Raw genomic sequence first — 14565 nt, 5'->3', positions numbered from 1 at the left:
CTGGCTTTTTTTATGCCATAAATCTATCCATTGAATCAATAATTCACTACGCCCCATCAAATAGGCATACTTTTAGATGATTATGATTGCTATATTGGCCATTGTTTTTCATTATGAGCATAGATCACCAAGGAGTTTCGCCAAGCAACATTTAGGTGATATCTACCATGAATGGGCCACAATGGGTCACCCAAAAATCGTCAAGCAGTGTTAATTATCCGCGGCATAATTCCAAGGAAAAGGAATGATAATCAGAAAACGTTCAGAAATATGGCAATGGTTTACTGAGGGTAAAATAGCCCCCAACAATCTTAACGCCGCCATGCTAGTCGCCTACCCTTATCCCAATGAACACAATTGGCTGCAACTCATCTCTAATTTAGTGTTATTTGTTGGCATTTTATTGCTTGGGGCTGGGGTAATATTTTTTATGGCATTTAATTGGGATGCGTTAGCCAACCTGACTAAATTTGCGATGATTGAAAGCTTATTTGTCGTCTTTATTGGCGGGTTTTATCTCGCTAATGGTGTAGTAAATACCTCAAAACCACCTAAGTTTAGTGCGCTAAACGCAGGCTGGAACTTACCCAACGCCATGTTATTAGGTGCCAGTATCATGGTCGGCGCACTACTCGCATTAGTCGGGCAAACCTATCAAACAGGTGCTGATCCCTGGCAGTTGTTTGCCCTGTGGGCGGTGTTCATTTTACCCTTTGCTGTTATCGCAGGGTTTGATCTGTTGTGGCTACTGGTTGCGGTGTTGTTGAACGTCAGCTTGGGCATTTACTTTGATTCATTCTCACATGTGTTTGGGCTATTACTGGAAGATATTCAAATTATTGCCATTTTTGGCTTAGTTAATTTATCTATTCACCTACTATTTACCCTTGCTCGCAAGCTAACATGGCAAGCTCAGTTACGTTTTCAGTGCCCAGCAGTTGAGGCCACCAGCTTATTAGCAAGTATTGTCAGTTTAACTTGGCTGATGATTTGGGTTATTTTTGATTTCAAATCCACCGTCAACTTGGGTTACTACTGGTTACTGTATTTAACGGTAATGGCCGCTATTTTTGGCTGGTATCGTTACCGTTCGCCTGCGCTTTACCCACTCACCTTAGTATTAACCAGCCTCTGCGCGACCATTGTGTCACTACTATCAAGGGGCTTATTTGAAAGTCATGATCCCATCGGGATCTTCTTATTGATTGCCATGATCATTGTCGGTCTCACCAGCGGCTGCTTATATTGGCTAAAGCAAATACAAACAGAGTTCACCGCAAAAGCCCAACTTAGCCATAAGGATGCCAGCGATGAGTAAGCCAACAAATAGCCCTGCCCAAGGGTCGCAAGCACAATTATGGCAATCACTATTTAATCAGGGACTGGTTGGCAACGACATAGCACCTGACACTCCGTTATCAAGTCCCTGGTATATTATAGGTGCCCAAATTATTGGCGGTTGGATAGCAGCCTTGTTTATATTGGCATTTGTATTAGCGAGTATTGCCTCTGTCGGCGACAAGGAACTGTCGATACTGGTGATGGGTATACTCATTACACTTGGCTGTTTAACCTATTATCGCGTGGGTAAAAGTAATCAAGAGTTTGTGCTGCAAATTGTATTTGCCTTTAGCATATCTGGCCAGTTGATGATGCTTTGGGGGATTCACGACGCGCTAAAACATACTGATGATGGCATCATAGCGTTAATGTATGCTCTGGTTTTTGCCTTACATTGGTGGCTTATTCCGCACAAGGCCAACCAATTTATTGCTGCCATAGCAATGGTACCCAGCGTGCTAGCGATATTGGCAATATACCAACTCAGCCAACTTATTCTGCCACTGTTAATTGTCAGTTTAATGCTAGTGTGGTCGCAGCTTTATCGATGGCCACAGTGTTATCAACGTCTGCGGGTATTAGGTTACGCCCTGAGCCTTAATTTACTGTTTGCTAACTTTGCCTTGTCAGATATGGGCCGATGGATCGACCTTCCCGAAGTACTGATGGCATTTGACGCCCGCTTTAGTCAATACCTTGCTGTCGCTATGGTACTGTTATCTGCACTGTGGTTAATCCACCAAGTATTTAATCAGTTAAGCACCCAGCCTATTGAGCTAACAAACACTGCACAGCTTAGCCGAGTTAAATTTATCGCCATATTAAGCGCAATATTAATCAGTTTATTATCCATTCCCATGGCGGGGATCAGTACAGCGTTATTGATGCTGTTATTAGGTTACTTCTACAATGAATTCAAACTCCTTGCCCTTGCCATCGGCGCATTAGTTAGCTTTATCGGCCTATATTACTACTCGCTGCACATTAACTTATTCGACAAATCATTATGGTTAATGGCCAGTGGTGTGGTGTTATTGCTGATCCGCTTGGCGATGGCTTTATCGATTGGCAAAACAATCGCAAACAAGGAGCTACGCCATGACGTTCAGTAAAAGCGCGATTGGGGTGACACTCAGTGCTTTAGCCATATTGGCACTAGTAAACTTCAGCATTTATCAGCAAGAACAGCAGCTTGCAAACGGAGATATTGTGGTATTTCAACTGGCGCCCGTCGACCCTCGCTCGTTAATGCAGGGCGACTATATGGCACTCAACTACCAAATAACCAACCAAATTAACCTAGCAAATGACCTAGAAAACCATGATGGTTTGTTTATCGTTACCCTAGCACAACATCAACTTGCCCAATTTGAAGCCCTTTACCAAGGTCAAACCTTACAGCCAAATCAACAGTTAATTCAATATCGGGTGCGAAGCGGCAGAGTAAAACTGGCCAGTAATGCTTTTTTCTTTGAAGAGGGCCGAGCAGAAGAGTTTGCTAAAGCCAAATATGGCGAGTTTAGGGTTAACCCTGCGGGAAAACTACTGCTGAGTAACATGTTAGATAAAGACTTTAAGCGAATTTAACACCGTCGCCAGAAGTACAATAGCTGATGTTAAATCCACTAAATTTACAATGAATTTCTTCAGCCAAATATAACTTGACCCGAAATAGTCCCAGATCCCAATAGCGCTACACTTAGTTTATTAAAAATTGTTCGCTCCAACAGACAAACATGAGGTTGGATTAAGGCAAGGCCGCAGGTAAACTACAGACTATTTTATACCTTTGTTTTAACTGTATTTTAATTAAGGATGATGATGATATTTATAAGTCATTTTATTGGTACTGTCGTTGAAGGAATGATGGACAGCAAAACAGAAAAGCTATTGGAAACAATCCTACCTGTTTTAAAAGAAAGCAATTGGGTAAGTAAAGATGTCGATGAAGACATTGAACCAAACGAAGTGGCCGAGCACATTAGAGCACATGCTGCTGATCGTATTGTGATGTTTGACTGTGAATGCATTGAAAACGATGATGATTATGCAGGTCTGCTGGCGATGTTTGTTGAGAACGCCAAGCTAAGCGATAAAGTATCCGACATACGGTCTAGTTACATTGACAATCAAGCCACCATTTCATGCACGGTTGATGGCAAAGTCTTAACAGGCGCGTGGCCACAAAAATCTGACTGGGTTGAAGCTGAGTTTTTTACTTTTACCAATGCCCTCTTTAGCGAACACTTTAACCTGCATTTCTCTGTTCTACCCAGTGAAGATCAATGTGCTAAATGTATTCTATTAGATGCTGAAAACGGAAAGGTTCTCACTGAATTTTTTGAACGAGTATCAGGTAATTACGATCCCGATGAAGTGTCAGGTAACACCATATTACTGACTATTTTCACCGCTGTTTCCGGATTTATCATATTCACCATTGTGGGCTGGTTTCTTGTTGGCTTTTGGCCCAGCTTCGGGGTCAACTTATTATTCTGGTTAATTTTTACCGTTTACTGTTCATTAAAAACGGTCAATAACCAAGAAGAACAGCAAGCCCTTGAAGAAGAGATCCAACAAAATCCTGAACTGATTGGCCAAATGGTTGTTGATATGATGGATGAGCTTAAAAAGCACAAGAAATAAACCTGATAATAGCGCCCGCTATGCACACAATAGTGGTTAACGCTTCTCTCACAGCTAACCATTTGATTTATGTTTCGCATGACGGTAAGTTATTGTCAGTAAATAAATTTAATCCATTTGGGGTCATCAATGTCGTCTTTGTTAAAGTTCATCAAAGGTGCTGTTTTAAGCATTCTTGTTGTTATCATCATTATTGTTGGATTTAATTGGCAAAGCGTTAATCGCTTGTACAGCGTGATCACCCTATTTGATGATGCCTTAATCGTCGATAATTTTTCACACATGAACGATATCTTTTTTAACCAGAAAATTAACCAACATGGCGAGCCTTCTGCCTTTGGCGTTAACTTAACGCCTTTACCAGAGACATTTAACTATCGAAACCAAACAACCCACTCAAACGAGTTTCTCACGCGGCGGGCAACAACGGCATTGCTGGTGCTTAAAGACGACAACATTACCTACGAGCAATACTTTTTAGGCACCCAAAGTGATGACAAACGCATCTCCTGGTCAATGGCGAAATCATTCGTGTCGATACTATTCGGTATGCAGGTTGATGCAGGCAAAATTGATATTGAAAAAAGCGTTGATTTTTATCTACCGGAACTAGCAAGTTCTGGTTATGCCAATGTGAAAGTAAAACACGTTTTACAAATGTCATCCGGGGTTAAGTGGAATGAGGATTATCAGGACTTCTATTCTGACATTAATAAAATGGGACGTGTGCTGGCCATCGGCGGCTCGTTAGATAAAATGACCAGTGAACTGGTTAATCAATCCCAACCAGGTAAAGTGTTTCGTTATGTCAGCATGGATACTCATGTCATTGGCATGATTACAAGACGGGTATCCGGCAAATCATTAGTCGAGCTCTTACAAACCACTATGTGGGACAAAATAGGCATGCAAAGTGATGCCTACTGGCTAACAGACTCCCAAGGTTCTGCTTTCGCATTAGGCGGCTTGAATTTAACAACTCGCGACTACGCCCGCTTTGGCCGTTTACTGCTTAACAACGGCGCATATAATGGTCAACAAATCGTCTCACAGGCTTGGATAAAAGCCGCCACCACAGCACAAGCCGATTACCTGCAACCGCAAGCTGACAAACTTGGTTATGGCTATCAGATATGGTTACCACCAGGCGCTGAAGCGGGTGAGTTTTTTTGCGTCGGGGTCTACGGCCAATATATTTACGTTAATCAACAACACAATGTTGTCATAGTCAAAAATAGCGCAGATTTAGGCTTTCAAGACAGCTTAATCTCTAAACATGAAACGATTGAATTCTTTCGTGAGATTGTAGCGTCATTGAAATAAACATTGTCATTGACTTAACTATTTTTCATTTAAGTGGTTAGGGCTAAGTGTATATTTTTAAGCCAACACAAACATCTAACAATTCATTTGTCACTGTTTATACAGCAGTGTTAAACAAGCGATTAAATTTGAGCATAAATAATTTATAAAGTGGGGTAGCGTTTCCCTCCCCCACTATGTCCAATAAAACTCATATAACGCTAGCGGTTATTGATTACAACAGCCACAAACTGTTTGCGGTAATTGCGCACCAGTACTGGCACTTTGATTTGTCCATTGACCATTCCACTTAAGTTTCGAAGAAGAGTTAGTACAGGTACTAGGGCAGTCTGCCTTAGCCTGTACCTGACTATTAATAGTATTAGATGCTTGCACATCCAGACACTGATTCGAGCCCACTGCGATATCATCGAAAATATGACTTAAACTATTAGATGTAGTATTACTCGCAGTGCTTGCCGTACCGGTATAATTATGACAACCAAAACAGTTAGACACAAAACCTGCTGAAGGCGATGATGCAGAAGCCAGATTTTTTTGATCTGGATTAAGATTTATAGCTGCGGTATTTACATCTTGATATTCAGTTTCAGCCACCGTATTAGCGAGTCTTAGTGACCCTCTTTGATTACCAATCTGCGACACTGGCTGACCGTTTGTGGGGGTAATATAAGATCCCTCAGTAATGTCACTTACCCACAAAGCCCCCACATTAAAGTAGTTTGCCAATACTTTAAAATTACCCGTTAAATAAGGCTGTACGTTAGCATTAAGGGTTTTAATCGAACCGGTATTTTCATCAAAATTTGCATCCCCAAGTGACGAACCATAAGGATACATACGACAAATTTCTGTTGCTGCGCCAGTGATGTCCGTTTGTTTAGTTGGGTTATTAAAATCACAATTTGCCTTGTTATCTTTTAAGCTAGCCGTACAGGCTTGACTTGCAAAAGACCAATCAGTGGTCGACTCGGGCAAGGTACAGTCTGGCGAGTTTTGTTTATGCTCAAAGGTGGCCCAAATAAACTCAGGGTGATTAGGGGTCGCGACAGCGATATGAAAGCCCACCATACCCAGCTGAGTGGTTTTGCTGTCCTTTTGGTCTGCTTTAACCGGCGTAATGTTGGCATCCATAGTGATGAATTTACTTGGGTCATCATTAGCGCCAAGCACTTTCCAGGCGGTTTTAAGCTCAGTGGTTCCACCAGGAAAATTCTGCTTTTGCTGTATAGCCTTTACATCACACATGTTTTTACTAAAACGAACATCATAATAGACCACATTTTCATTTTGATCGTAAATAGTCGCGCCTCCACCAGCTTGGCCTATACGCTCAGGGATCGTAAAAGTGGTGCCGTTTTCTTGTGGTTTTGTTGAGCGAATAAACAATACATGTGAGTCATGCTTATCATCACAGGAGTTGGCTGGGGTACCATCAGTATTCACTTCAAGTTCATTAAATTGACTGGTATCTTGAAAGTTGAGCACATCTGGATTCGTTTGTGACTTCGCCATTAAGTAACTAAAGGTTTGCCAGGAAAACTGATAAAAGTCGCAAAAAGAACTGTCCCCAGGACCATTACTTTGTTTCACTTCCGCAGGCAAGCTTGGTGTGGTAAACCAGCTGGCATCTGCACTGCAATTAAATCCAGCAGGAGCAGTTAGTTTACTCTTGGCTATATCCGCCATAGCCACTGACCCTGTTTTTTCATATGCTGCTTGGTTAGCTTGGGCAATACTGGTGCCCGATACGCACAACACTAAGCTACTGACTAATGAGCTTATATTCCTTTTAGAGAATCTATTCATACTATATTCCTTTATGTAAATTATCACTGATTGCCCTTAGGTAGTAACCAGCCTCTTCATATGCATAGCCTGCATATTGCTCACAATGACTTGCAAGCGTTATGACTATAGTCAAGATTACTTAACGTGAACCTTCTAATATTATTCTGTATTAAAATCATTAACTAACATCCTGGTAGAGAAGCATTTATGCCATGAATAGACCTGGCTTTCAGCAAGCGACTTGACCGAACAGCGGCATATCTAACAAATAAGACGGTTTATCGATGTAAATCTATAGTGGCTTAAGATGATGGTAAATAACGATATTTATACTATGTCTACATCTGTACTATATTAATGAAAGCTCAACTTGTTTGATCAAGGAGTTATCATGCACCCTGTTGCTCACGACTCTAGGAATAGAAAAAAATGACCAAGATCGCCCTAGTTTTATTAGTATTTTTCTCAATGACAGCAGTTGCTGATGACCTAATACTTACGGACAAAATGAAAGCCTTAGATACAGAGGTATTTGAATCATTTAATCGTTGTCAAAGTCCGGATGAGCTGGAAAAACATGCTAGTTTTTTTGCATCTGATGTTGAGTTCTATCACGATAATGGCGGGGTAACCTGGGATCGAGATAGCATGATAGCCAACACCAAAAATAATGCATGTGGTCATTACAGCCGAAAACTGGTTGAGGGGACTTTCAACGTACATTCGATTAAGGACTTTGGCGCCATCACTGAAGGGGTGCATATTTTTTGTCAAAATAAGACGAATGAATGTGAAGGTAAAGCTAAGTTTGTGATGGTTTGGCACAAGGTTAACGATAAGTGGCAAATTACCCGAGTATTAAGTTACGGCCACAGCGAGAATGACTAACCTGAACTAGATTCGCCATAACAAAACGCGACATCTTATTGTCGCGTTTATGATTATCTCAATATTGGCCTATCAAAAACCTAAAAGGCTATTTTACTGACTCTAGCCATTGGTTGAATGATGATGCTGGCATGGCACCTGATTGCTGTGCAATTATTTTGCCTTGCTTGAAGACCATTAAGGTTGGGATAGATCGAATATTGAATTGAGCGGCTAATGCTTGCTGCTCTTCAGTGTTAAGTTTACCAAAGCGAAATATGGGCTCCCATGTTTTAGCTGCTTGAGTAAATACTGGAGCAAAGCTTTTACAAGGACCGCACCAGCTGGCCCAAAAGTCGACCACTAATGGCAATTCTGATTTGTTCGCATGGTAGCTAAAGTTAGCCGCAGTAAGCGCTATCGGCTCGCCCACGAATAGGCTTTGCTTACACTTACCGCAAGTAGGTTGTTGTTCAAGGCGATCCTGTGGCACGCGATTTAAAGTATCGCAATGGGGACAAGCTATGATCATGTTTAGTCCTTTCTAACTTCATTATTGGCATAATAAACAATACAGTCTAAGTACGAAAAATTATAAAAAATGGTTTAAAAAATTACCACTTGAGGTGTTATTCATCAAAAATATGCCCTCTATAATATCTCTTGAAAGCAGATAAAACTCATCAATAAACCATTCAGATATAAAATTCAGTTAAAATCGACGGTACTATTTTTCAGTGCATCAAGATTTTACTGACATCGGATTCATCGCGTATCTGCCGCTGTATTAAAATATTGAGTGACGATGAAATCGAGAAAATAGGTGCATCTGTAATGTTAAAATAATATACAGGCTGCTTAATCCCGGTTTTCAGATTCAATTTCTCTATATGCAATTTATCCTGACTGATAGGCATGTAGTAAAGAAACTCATTTTCTATTTGCCACATTCCTTGGCCGCTGTTGGCCTCAACGCCTAAATAGTCAATTTTGTGGGTAGCTAAGTTGTATACGCCGATGTCGCTGCTGTTATGCTGACTGAAATATAATTTTTCATCCACTATTTGAAAGTGGGCAATAGAGGCGGGCAAGACAACCTGATTCTGAGTATGGTTACTCAGATTATAGAAGGTTAATTCATTATTATTTTGGCCGTTTAAAATAGCTAATTCTGTATTATTTATCCACCCGATTTGTTGTAAGTTAAGCATATCGATTTCGGTTAAATTAGCATCATCAAATGAATAAATCACAATAGCGCGCTTGGTCGTCATCACAATATGTGAATCATCAGGTGACCATTGTATTGGCTTTATTAATAGTTCGTGTTCTGGCAATGGTATTTTGCTAATCGAACTATCATTACGACTTAACCAGACTTCATTGCTTCCAGTTCTATTACTAAAAAAAATAAACTGTTCAGAATGATGAGAAAAAACAGGCATAAATTCGTCTCGCGATGATATTGCCACCGGCTGCTCTTTACCATCACTTGCCACCTTGATCAAATTAGTGCGAGTTTGACCATGACTAACATAAATATTATCGCCATCTACAGCATTGAGTAATGTAATGTCCTTTATGTCGGTTACGACTTCTGTTCGAGCCATACCTGTTGAATCAGTGGTGAATAACTGCCCAGACTCTAACCACATAAAGTTACCATTATCTAACCAAAGTACGGCATTAATGTTTACACCAGGAAGTATGATACTGCGTTGAGCGATTAATGATGAATTAGAAAACACATTTAACTGCGTTTGGTTGTTGATTAAATTACGACTCAGCAGCGCTATTTCATCACCGCTAGGTGAAAATTGAATGCTAATAAATTTTAAGTGCACATCAGAAAATGCTCGACTGACACTAGGTGGTTGTTGAGATAAATTAACATCAACAGTCATGGTACTAATGCCTTGGTCTTCTGTCGCTGTCACAATTTGGATTGTGGAGCTATTGATCCAACGTTGATTAACCACATTGCCCAAACCGCATGGATACTGTTTTAACAGGGCTAAAGAATGAAAACTAAACACATTAAGTTGGCACCCTCTCAAGTTTAAACGTTCATTTTTACGCAAAAAAACACTCATATAATCTAGATTAGGCGACAATTTAGGAAAACGAATAGTGTCTGCACTTTTATGTAAAACAACTTGTTTTTCGTTATGCTTATTATTGGCAATGACAGTATATTCAGGCCCATCTCTATTAATATAAACAACCCAATCTCGCGATGTACTGGTGTCATATTCAGCACCTGGTAGGTAAGTATATGCCTCACTAGTTAATTGCTGAGTTTTACCCTTTAACCATGTTGAAATTGATGATGCAGATAATACCGTTATTGATCCTATAACGAGTAGCAGTGACATTAAGCTTGTGATAAAACGTTTTTTTGTGTTGGATGGGTTATCAGCTTGCTCACTGTCTATACTAACCGATGTTGAATTTGCTACAGATATTGAATTTGATATAGATGTGGGGTTTGATATAGCTGTAGGATTTGATATCGATACCAAAGGAGAAAGCACAGTGTTTTCTGATGTATTATCTGGTGCACTTTCGAACGCGATTAGATTGTTTGCTTCAACAACCTTCACACACAAGCGATAACCTGTACGAGGTAATGTTTGTATGTATTCAATGTTTGGGTCTAACTGCGCAATAACTGCACGTAACTGTGATACCGCTCTATTAATGGCATTATCACTGACAATTCTGCTCTGCCACACATGAGTTATCAATTCTTCTCTATTGACAATTTTATGATGACTACGGCAAAAATAGTACAGTAACTGAAATGATTGAGGCTTAAGTTGGACAAATTTATCCGCATGTAAAGCGAGTGTTTGTGTTGAAAAATCTAACGTTAAGCTATTTATTTTATAATTTTTATTTGCTAACAGCATATCCATTCCGTCGCCACCTAGTGCAATAACAATCCTTTGTTAAATCATATGAAATCAGTAATAAATCACTTTTCACTCATTATATTCGTTTACGTATTTGTTACTCTCGCATGTCAACAATGGATAAACAAAATAATTGACCTGTTCCATCTTTATTGTTGTGCCTGGATATTTTCAAGCGAGCCGCGTGCTCGCTTTTTTTTTAGATAATTAACAATGGCGGCGATAATAGCAAATCAATAACAAAAATCACCATATATCACAATCTAATCACCAAATATCACCAAAAAATCACCTTTTGATTGTTGTTTGTCACACTCCGTTAACAGATGCTCTGCGCAAGCCAATTGAAAGTGCATTGGACCCAACAAACAACAAAAATAAAAATGGTTATCAGGGAGTATTACCACATGAAAAAAACACAAATGGTGCTAGCAATTAAAATGGCACTACTTGGTGTAACTGTTTCTTCTTCGGGCATAGTGTATGCCGCAGAGGGTGCAGAAGGCGCAAACAATAAAGTAGAACGTATCGCTGTGACTGGTTCTCGTATCAAACGTACCGATTTAGAAACCGCACAACCATTGTTAAATATCAGTCGTGAAGATATTGACCGTTCTGGTTTAAGTAGTTTATCTAACCTACTAAAAGAAGTGTCGACTAACGGCGCTTCACTAGGTTTACAAACCAACAACGGCAATACAGGTGGCGCGGCAACGGTTAGCTTACGTAACTGTGGTTCAGCAAGAACACTCGTGTTAATTAATGGCCGTCGTTGGATCCCGCAATTAGGTGGTAACGTTGACGTATCAACAATTCCATTAGCTGCGGTTGAGCGTATTGAGATATTAAAAGACGGCGCAGCAGCAAACTACGGTACGGACGCAATCTGTGGTGTGGTTAACGTTATTACTCGTAATGACTTTGAAGGCGCTGAATTTGCCGGCACAATCGGCGGCTACGAGCAAGGCGGTGGCCAGCAAGAAACGGCTTCTATTACCTTAGGTAGTCAAGGTGAAAAAACCTCTATTTTAATGAACGTAGCTTACACTCAACAGCAAGAAATTTTGGGTGGCGAACGCGATATTTCTTCTGTGCCTATTTATAACCTTCCAGCTAATATTTCTGGTTCTGGTGGCCGTGCAAGTCCAACAACACCTTATGGACAATATACCGCCACTATTGATGGTGTTAAAGGTTCATATACCTTAGACCCAAACAAACAGGGTTGTGTTGCTAACCAAGACTGTACCAGCGTGGGTGACTTTAGACTGTATGACCGTTTAAGTGATGGTTATAACTTTGCACCAGTAAACTATGTGCAGCAGCCTTCTGAAACAACCAGCTTATACTTACAAGCAGCACATCTGTTAAGTGATGATATAACCGCTAAAGCAGATGTAATGTACTCAAAAAGAAGTTCTGAAGCGCAATTAGCTGCACAACCTATGGGCGGTTTAGCGATTTCTAAAGATTCGACTTACAACCCATTTGATCAAGACATTATTGGCGGTTCATTCCGTCCTATCGTTGCACCTCGCTCATTTTCTGCAGATGTCGATACATGGCGTGTAAGTGGTGGACTTGAGGGTGATTTTGAACTGGCAGATCGTTCTTTTTACTGGGATGCATTTGCCGCATTCTCTGAAACCAGCTCTGTATTCTTGAAAAATGGTTTCTTTGATACTAACAAGGTTAAAAAGGCATTAGGTGCGTCAAGCATTACAAATGGCGTAGCAACCTGTAATGGTGATGCTGCATGTGTGCCATTAAATATTTTTGGTGGTCCAGACGGTGTTACCCCTGAAATGCTTAAATACATTTCAGTATCGCCTCGCAACTTAGCGTCGCAATCATTGCATAACTATGGAGCCAGCCTTGGGGGTGATATAGTTGAGCTACCAGCGGGTATGCTAGCTATGGTTGCGGGTGTTGAATATCAACGCCATGCAGGTTATGACTCACCAGATCCTTTAACCGTTGCGGGTCAAGTATTAGGTGACAATGCGGCACAACCAACTGAAGGTGGTTTCTCGGTATCGGAAGCATTTGCTGAAACCGCTATTCCACTTCTAGCAGACCTACCGTTTATTAAGAAAATAGAGCTTAATGCTGCGGTACGTGTATCGGATTACTCAAACTTTGGTAACACAACCAACCCAAGCTTTAAACTAACTTACTCACCAAATGATGACCTGATGTTCCGCGCGAGTACTAGCGACGGTTTCCGTGCGCCATCGTTAACTAACTTATACAGTGGTCAAAATGATTCTCGCCCATCAGCTACCGATCCATGTGATATCGACTCTGTAGCTTATACTAACTCTGCGCAAACGCGTGCAAACTGTTTAGCCGCTGGCGTAAGCCCATCGTTTAAACAAAAAGATCCACAATTCCGCGCGAAAGTGGGTGGTAACCCAGAGTTACAACCAGAAACATCGACTTCAAAAATTCTTGGCTTTGTGTATAACCCTAGTCAAATTGAAAACCTAGGCTTAACGTTAGATTGGTATAACGTACAAATTGAGAACGCTATTGGTACTAACACGGCGCAATCTATTGCTGACCGTTGTTACATCCAAGGTATCAGCCAATATTGTGGTTTAATTAGCCGCGATATGGTTGGCACGTTAAATGGTAACCCAGGTGAAATATCAAACTTATTAGCATTATCTCAAAACTTTGTTGGTGGTCTTGAAACCGAAGGTTATGACTTAAATGTCACTTACCAGTTCACTACTTCTATTGGTGAATGGCAAGTTAACTGGGACTCAACTTATGTTGATTATGCCGGTGACATAGGTAAACCAAATCGTGGTGAAGTAAACGTTGATGGTAATATCTCAGACGGTAATTATGTTGGTAAGTTGACACCTGGCGCATCAGGCGGCGGCAGTGAGTTCAGAGTTAAATCTAACCTAACATTAGGTTGGAATAATGATGACTACTTCGCTTCGGTAACGGCTCAGTTCTTATCTAAGCAAACCGAAAACTGTTCTAACGTTATTACCGTTGCAACTGGTTTAAACCAACCTGAACTGCGTGATTTATGTAGTAATCCTGACAATATGGCAACAAGTTATGCCTTTAAACCAGGTACTACTGAAGTGGTTGCCACTGAAGTATCTGCACCAGAAAATGAACTATCTCCAACAGTTTATTTTGATACTCAAGCGGGTTGGAATACGCCATGGGAGAGCACTGTATCTGTAGGTATTCGTAACCTATTCGATAAAGAGCCACCACTAGCATACTCAGCCTTTGCTAATACTTACGATCCGTCGTACCGTATTCCTGGTCGCTACTTGTATGCTTCATTCAAACAACGCTTCTAAACTTAGCATCATGACTTTAAACAGGTATTGTTAAAGTCATTATGTGCAAAAAAAGACCCTTTTTAGGGTCTTTTTTATTGGCTAAATAATAAGGTATTTCTTAGGCCTGTTGATATTTAAAAGCTCAATTTGGGCACGGATGGGTAACTCTTTATATTATCACTTACTCCCGTTAGCCAAGAAGCCACAATGAAAGCCGCAATGTTGGCGCAAACATCACCGCAATAAGCGCAACTATTTGGCTGGTAAACTGAGCAACACGGTCAACTTATTTGGGTACGAATAATCCTAAGCTGGCATGAAGTTAATCACTCTATTGATTCAAAGAATAAATAAGGTCATTATTTAAC

At 40.6% G+C, this 14565-nt stretch carries 10 protein-coding genes; 7 read left to right on the top strand and 3 right to left on the bottom strand.

What is annotated here, in order from left to right; all coding sequences use genetic code 11:
• The first annotated feature begins 244 nt into the window (after nt 1-244).
• From ACRWQM_RS02930 to ACRWQM_RS02910, 5 genes are all read left to right on the top strand, one after another.
• Nucleotides 245-1318, top strand: coding sequence for a DUF2157 domain-containing protein (locus ACRWQM_RS02930; protein ID WP_434931221.1), 1074 nt, complete (start codon nt 245-247; stop codon nt 1316-1318).
• The gene (locus tag ACRWQM_RS02925; RefSeq protein ID WP_434931220.1) at nt 1311-2453 is read left to right on the top strand and encodes a DUF4401 domain-containing protein; all 1143 of its coding nucleotides are present in this window, start codon (nt 1311-1313) and stop codon (nt 2451-2453) included. Before ACRWQM_RS02930 ends, ACRWQM_RS02925 begins: the two co-directional genes overlap by 8 nt.
• Entirely contained in the window at nt 2440-2928 is a 489-nt protein-coding gene (locus ACRWQM_RS02920; RefSeq protein WP_434931219.1) for a GDYXXLXY domain-containing protein, read from the top strand. The genes ACRWQM_RS02925 and ACRWQM_RS02920 overlap by 14 nt, the downstream gene beginning before the upstream one ends.
• 234 nt (nt 2929-3162) lie before the next feature.
• The gene (locus tag ACRWQM_RS02915; protein WP_434931218.1) at nt 3163-3987 is read left to right on the top strand and encodes a hypothetical protein; all 825 of its coding nucleotides are present in this window, start codon (nt 3163-3165) and stop codon (nt 3985-3987) included.
• Nucleotides 3988-4116: 129 nt separating this feature from the next.
• Complete coding sequence (locus ACRWQM_RS02910; protein ID WP_434931217.1) at nt 4117-5310, top strand: serine hydrolase domain-containing protein; 1194 nt, start codon at nt 4117-4119, stop codon at nt 5308-5310.
• Nucleotides 5311-5517: 207 nt separating this feature from the next.
• On the opposite strand, the gene ACRWQM_RS02905 is transcribed toward ACRWQM_RS02910, so the two are convergent.
• Nucleotides 5518-7119, bottom strand: coding sequence for a mannan-binding protein (locus ACRWQM_RS02905; RefSeq protein WP_434931216.1), 1602 nt, complete (start codon nt 7117-7119; stop codon nt 5518-5520).
• A 411-nt stretch (nt 7120-7530) separates the two neighbouring features.
• On the opposite strand from ACRWQM_RS02905, the gene ACRWQM_RS02900 reads away from it, so the two are divergent.
• A complete protein-coding gene (locus ACRWQM_RS02900; RefSeq protein ID WP_434931215.1) occupies nt 7531-7989 on the top strand; it encodes a nuclear transport factor 2 family protein in 459 nt (152 codons plus the stop codon).
• An 88-nt stretch (nt 7990-8077) separates the two neighbouring features.
• Here ACRWQM_RS02900 and trxC read toward each other — a convergent pair whose 3' ends face one another.
• Both trxC and ACRWQM_RS02890 read right to left on the bottom strand, forming a co-directional pair.
• The gene (gene trxC, locus ACRWQM_RS02895) at nt 8078-8500 is read right to left on the bottom strand and encodes a thioredoxin TrxC (RefSeq protein ID WP_434931214.1); all 423 of its coding nucleotides are present in this window, start codon (nt 8498-8500) and stop codon (nt 8078-8080) included.
• 202 nt (nt 8501-8702) lie between these two features.
• The gene (locus ACRWQM_RS02890) at nt 8703-10886 is read right to left on the bottom strand and encodes a winged helix-turn-helix domain-containing protein (protein ID WP_434931213.1); all 2184 of its coding nucleotides are present in this window, start codon (nt 10884-10886) and stop codon (nt 8703-8705) included.
• 404 nt (nt 10887-11290) lie between these two features.
• On the opposite strand from ACRWQM_RS02890, the gene ACRWQM_RS02885 reads away from it, so the two are divergent.
• Nucleotides 11291-14215 carry a TonB-dependent receptor domain-containing protein gene (locus ACRWQM_RS02885; RefSeq protein ID WP_434931212.1) on the top strand — a complete coding sequence of 975 codons (2925 nt, stop codon included), beginning with the start codon at nt 11291-11293 and terminating at the stop codon, nt 14213-14215.
• Nucleotides 14216-14565: the final 350 nt, after the last annotated feature.

Source organism: Shewanella sp. HL-SH5, assembly GCF_051163755.1.
GTDB lineage: Bacteria > Pseudomonadota > Gammaproteobacteria > Enterobacterales > Shewanellaceae > Shewanella > Shewanella glacialimarina.
This window is presented reverse-complemented; position numbering and strand designations above follow the sequence as displayed.

Excerpts from the sequence above, each read along its gene's own strand:
- ACRWQM_RS02930 (WP_434931221.1), top strand. The coding sequence starts at position 245 with ATGATAATCAGAAAACGTTCAGAAATATGGCAATGGTTTACTGAGGGT.
- ACRWQM_RS02925 (WP_434931220.1), top strand. The coding sequence starts at position 1,311 with ATGAGTAAGCCAACAAATAGCCCTGCCCAAGGGTCGCAAGCACAATTA.
- ACRWQM_RS02920 (WP_434931219.1), top strand. The coding sequence starts at position 2,440 with ATGACGTTCAGTAAAAGCGCGATTGGGGTGACACTCAGTGCTTTAGCC.
- ACRWQM_RS02915 (WP_434931218.1), top strand. The coding sequence starts at position 3,163 with ATGATATTTATAAGTCATTTTATTGGTACTGTCGTTGAAGGAATGATG.
- ACRWQM_RS02910 (WP_434931217.1), top strand. The coding sequence starts at position 4,117 with ATGTCGTCTTTGTTAAAGTTCATCAAAGGTGCTGTTTTAAGCATTCTT.
- ACRWQM_RS02905 (WP_434931216.1), bottom strand. The coding sequence starts at position 7,119 with ATGAATAGATTCTCTAAAAGGAATATAAGCTCATTAGTCAGTAGCTTA.
- ACRWQM_RS02900 (WP_434931215.1), top strand. The coding sequence starts at position 7,531 with ATGACCAAGATCGCCCTAGTTTTATTAGTATTTTTCTCAATGACAGCA.
- trxC (WP_434931214.1), bottom strand. The coding sequence starts at position 8,500 with ATGATCATAGCTTGTCCCCATTGCGATACTTTAAATCGCGTGCCACAG.
- ACRWQM_RS02890 (WP_434931213.1), bottom strand. The coding sequence starts at position 10,886 with ATGGATATGCTGTTAGCAAATAAAAATTATAAAATAAATAGCTTAACG.
- ACRWQM_RS02885 (WP_434931212.1), top strand. The coding sequence starts at position 11,291 with ATGAAAAAAACACAAATGGTGCTAGCAATTAAAATGGCACTACTTGGT.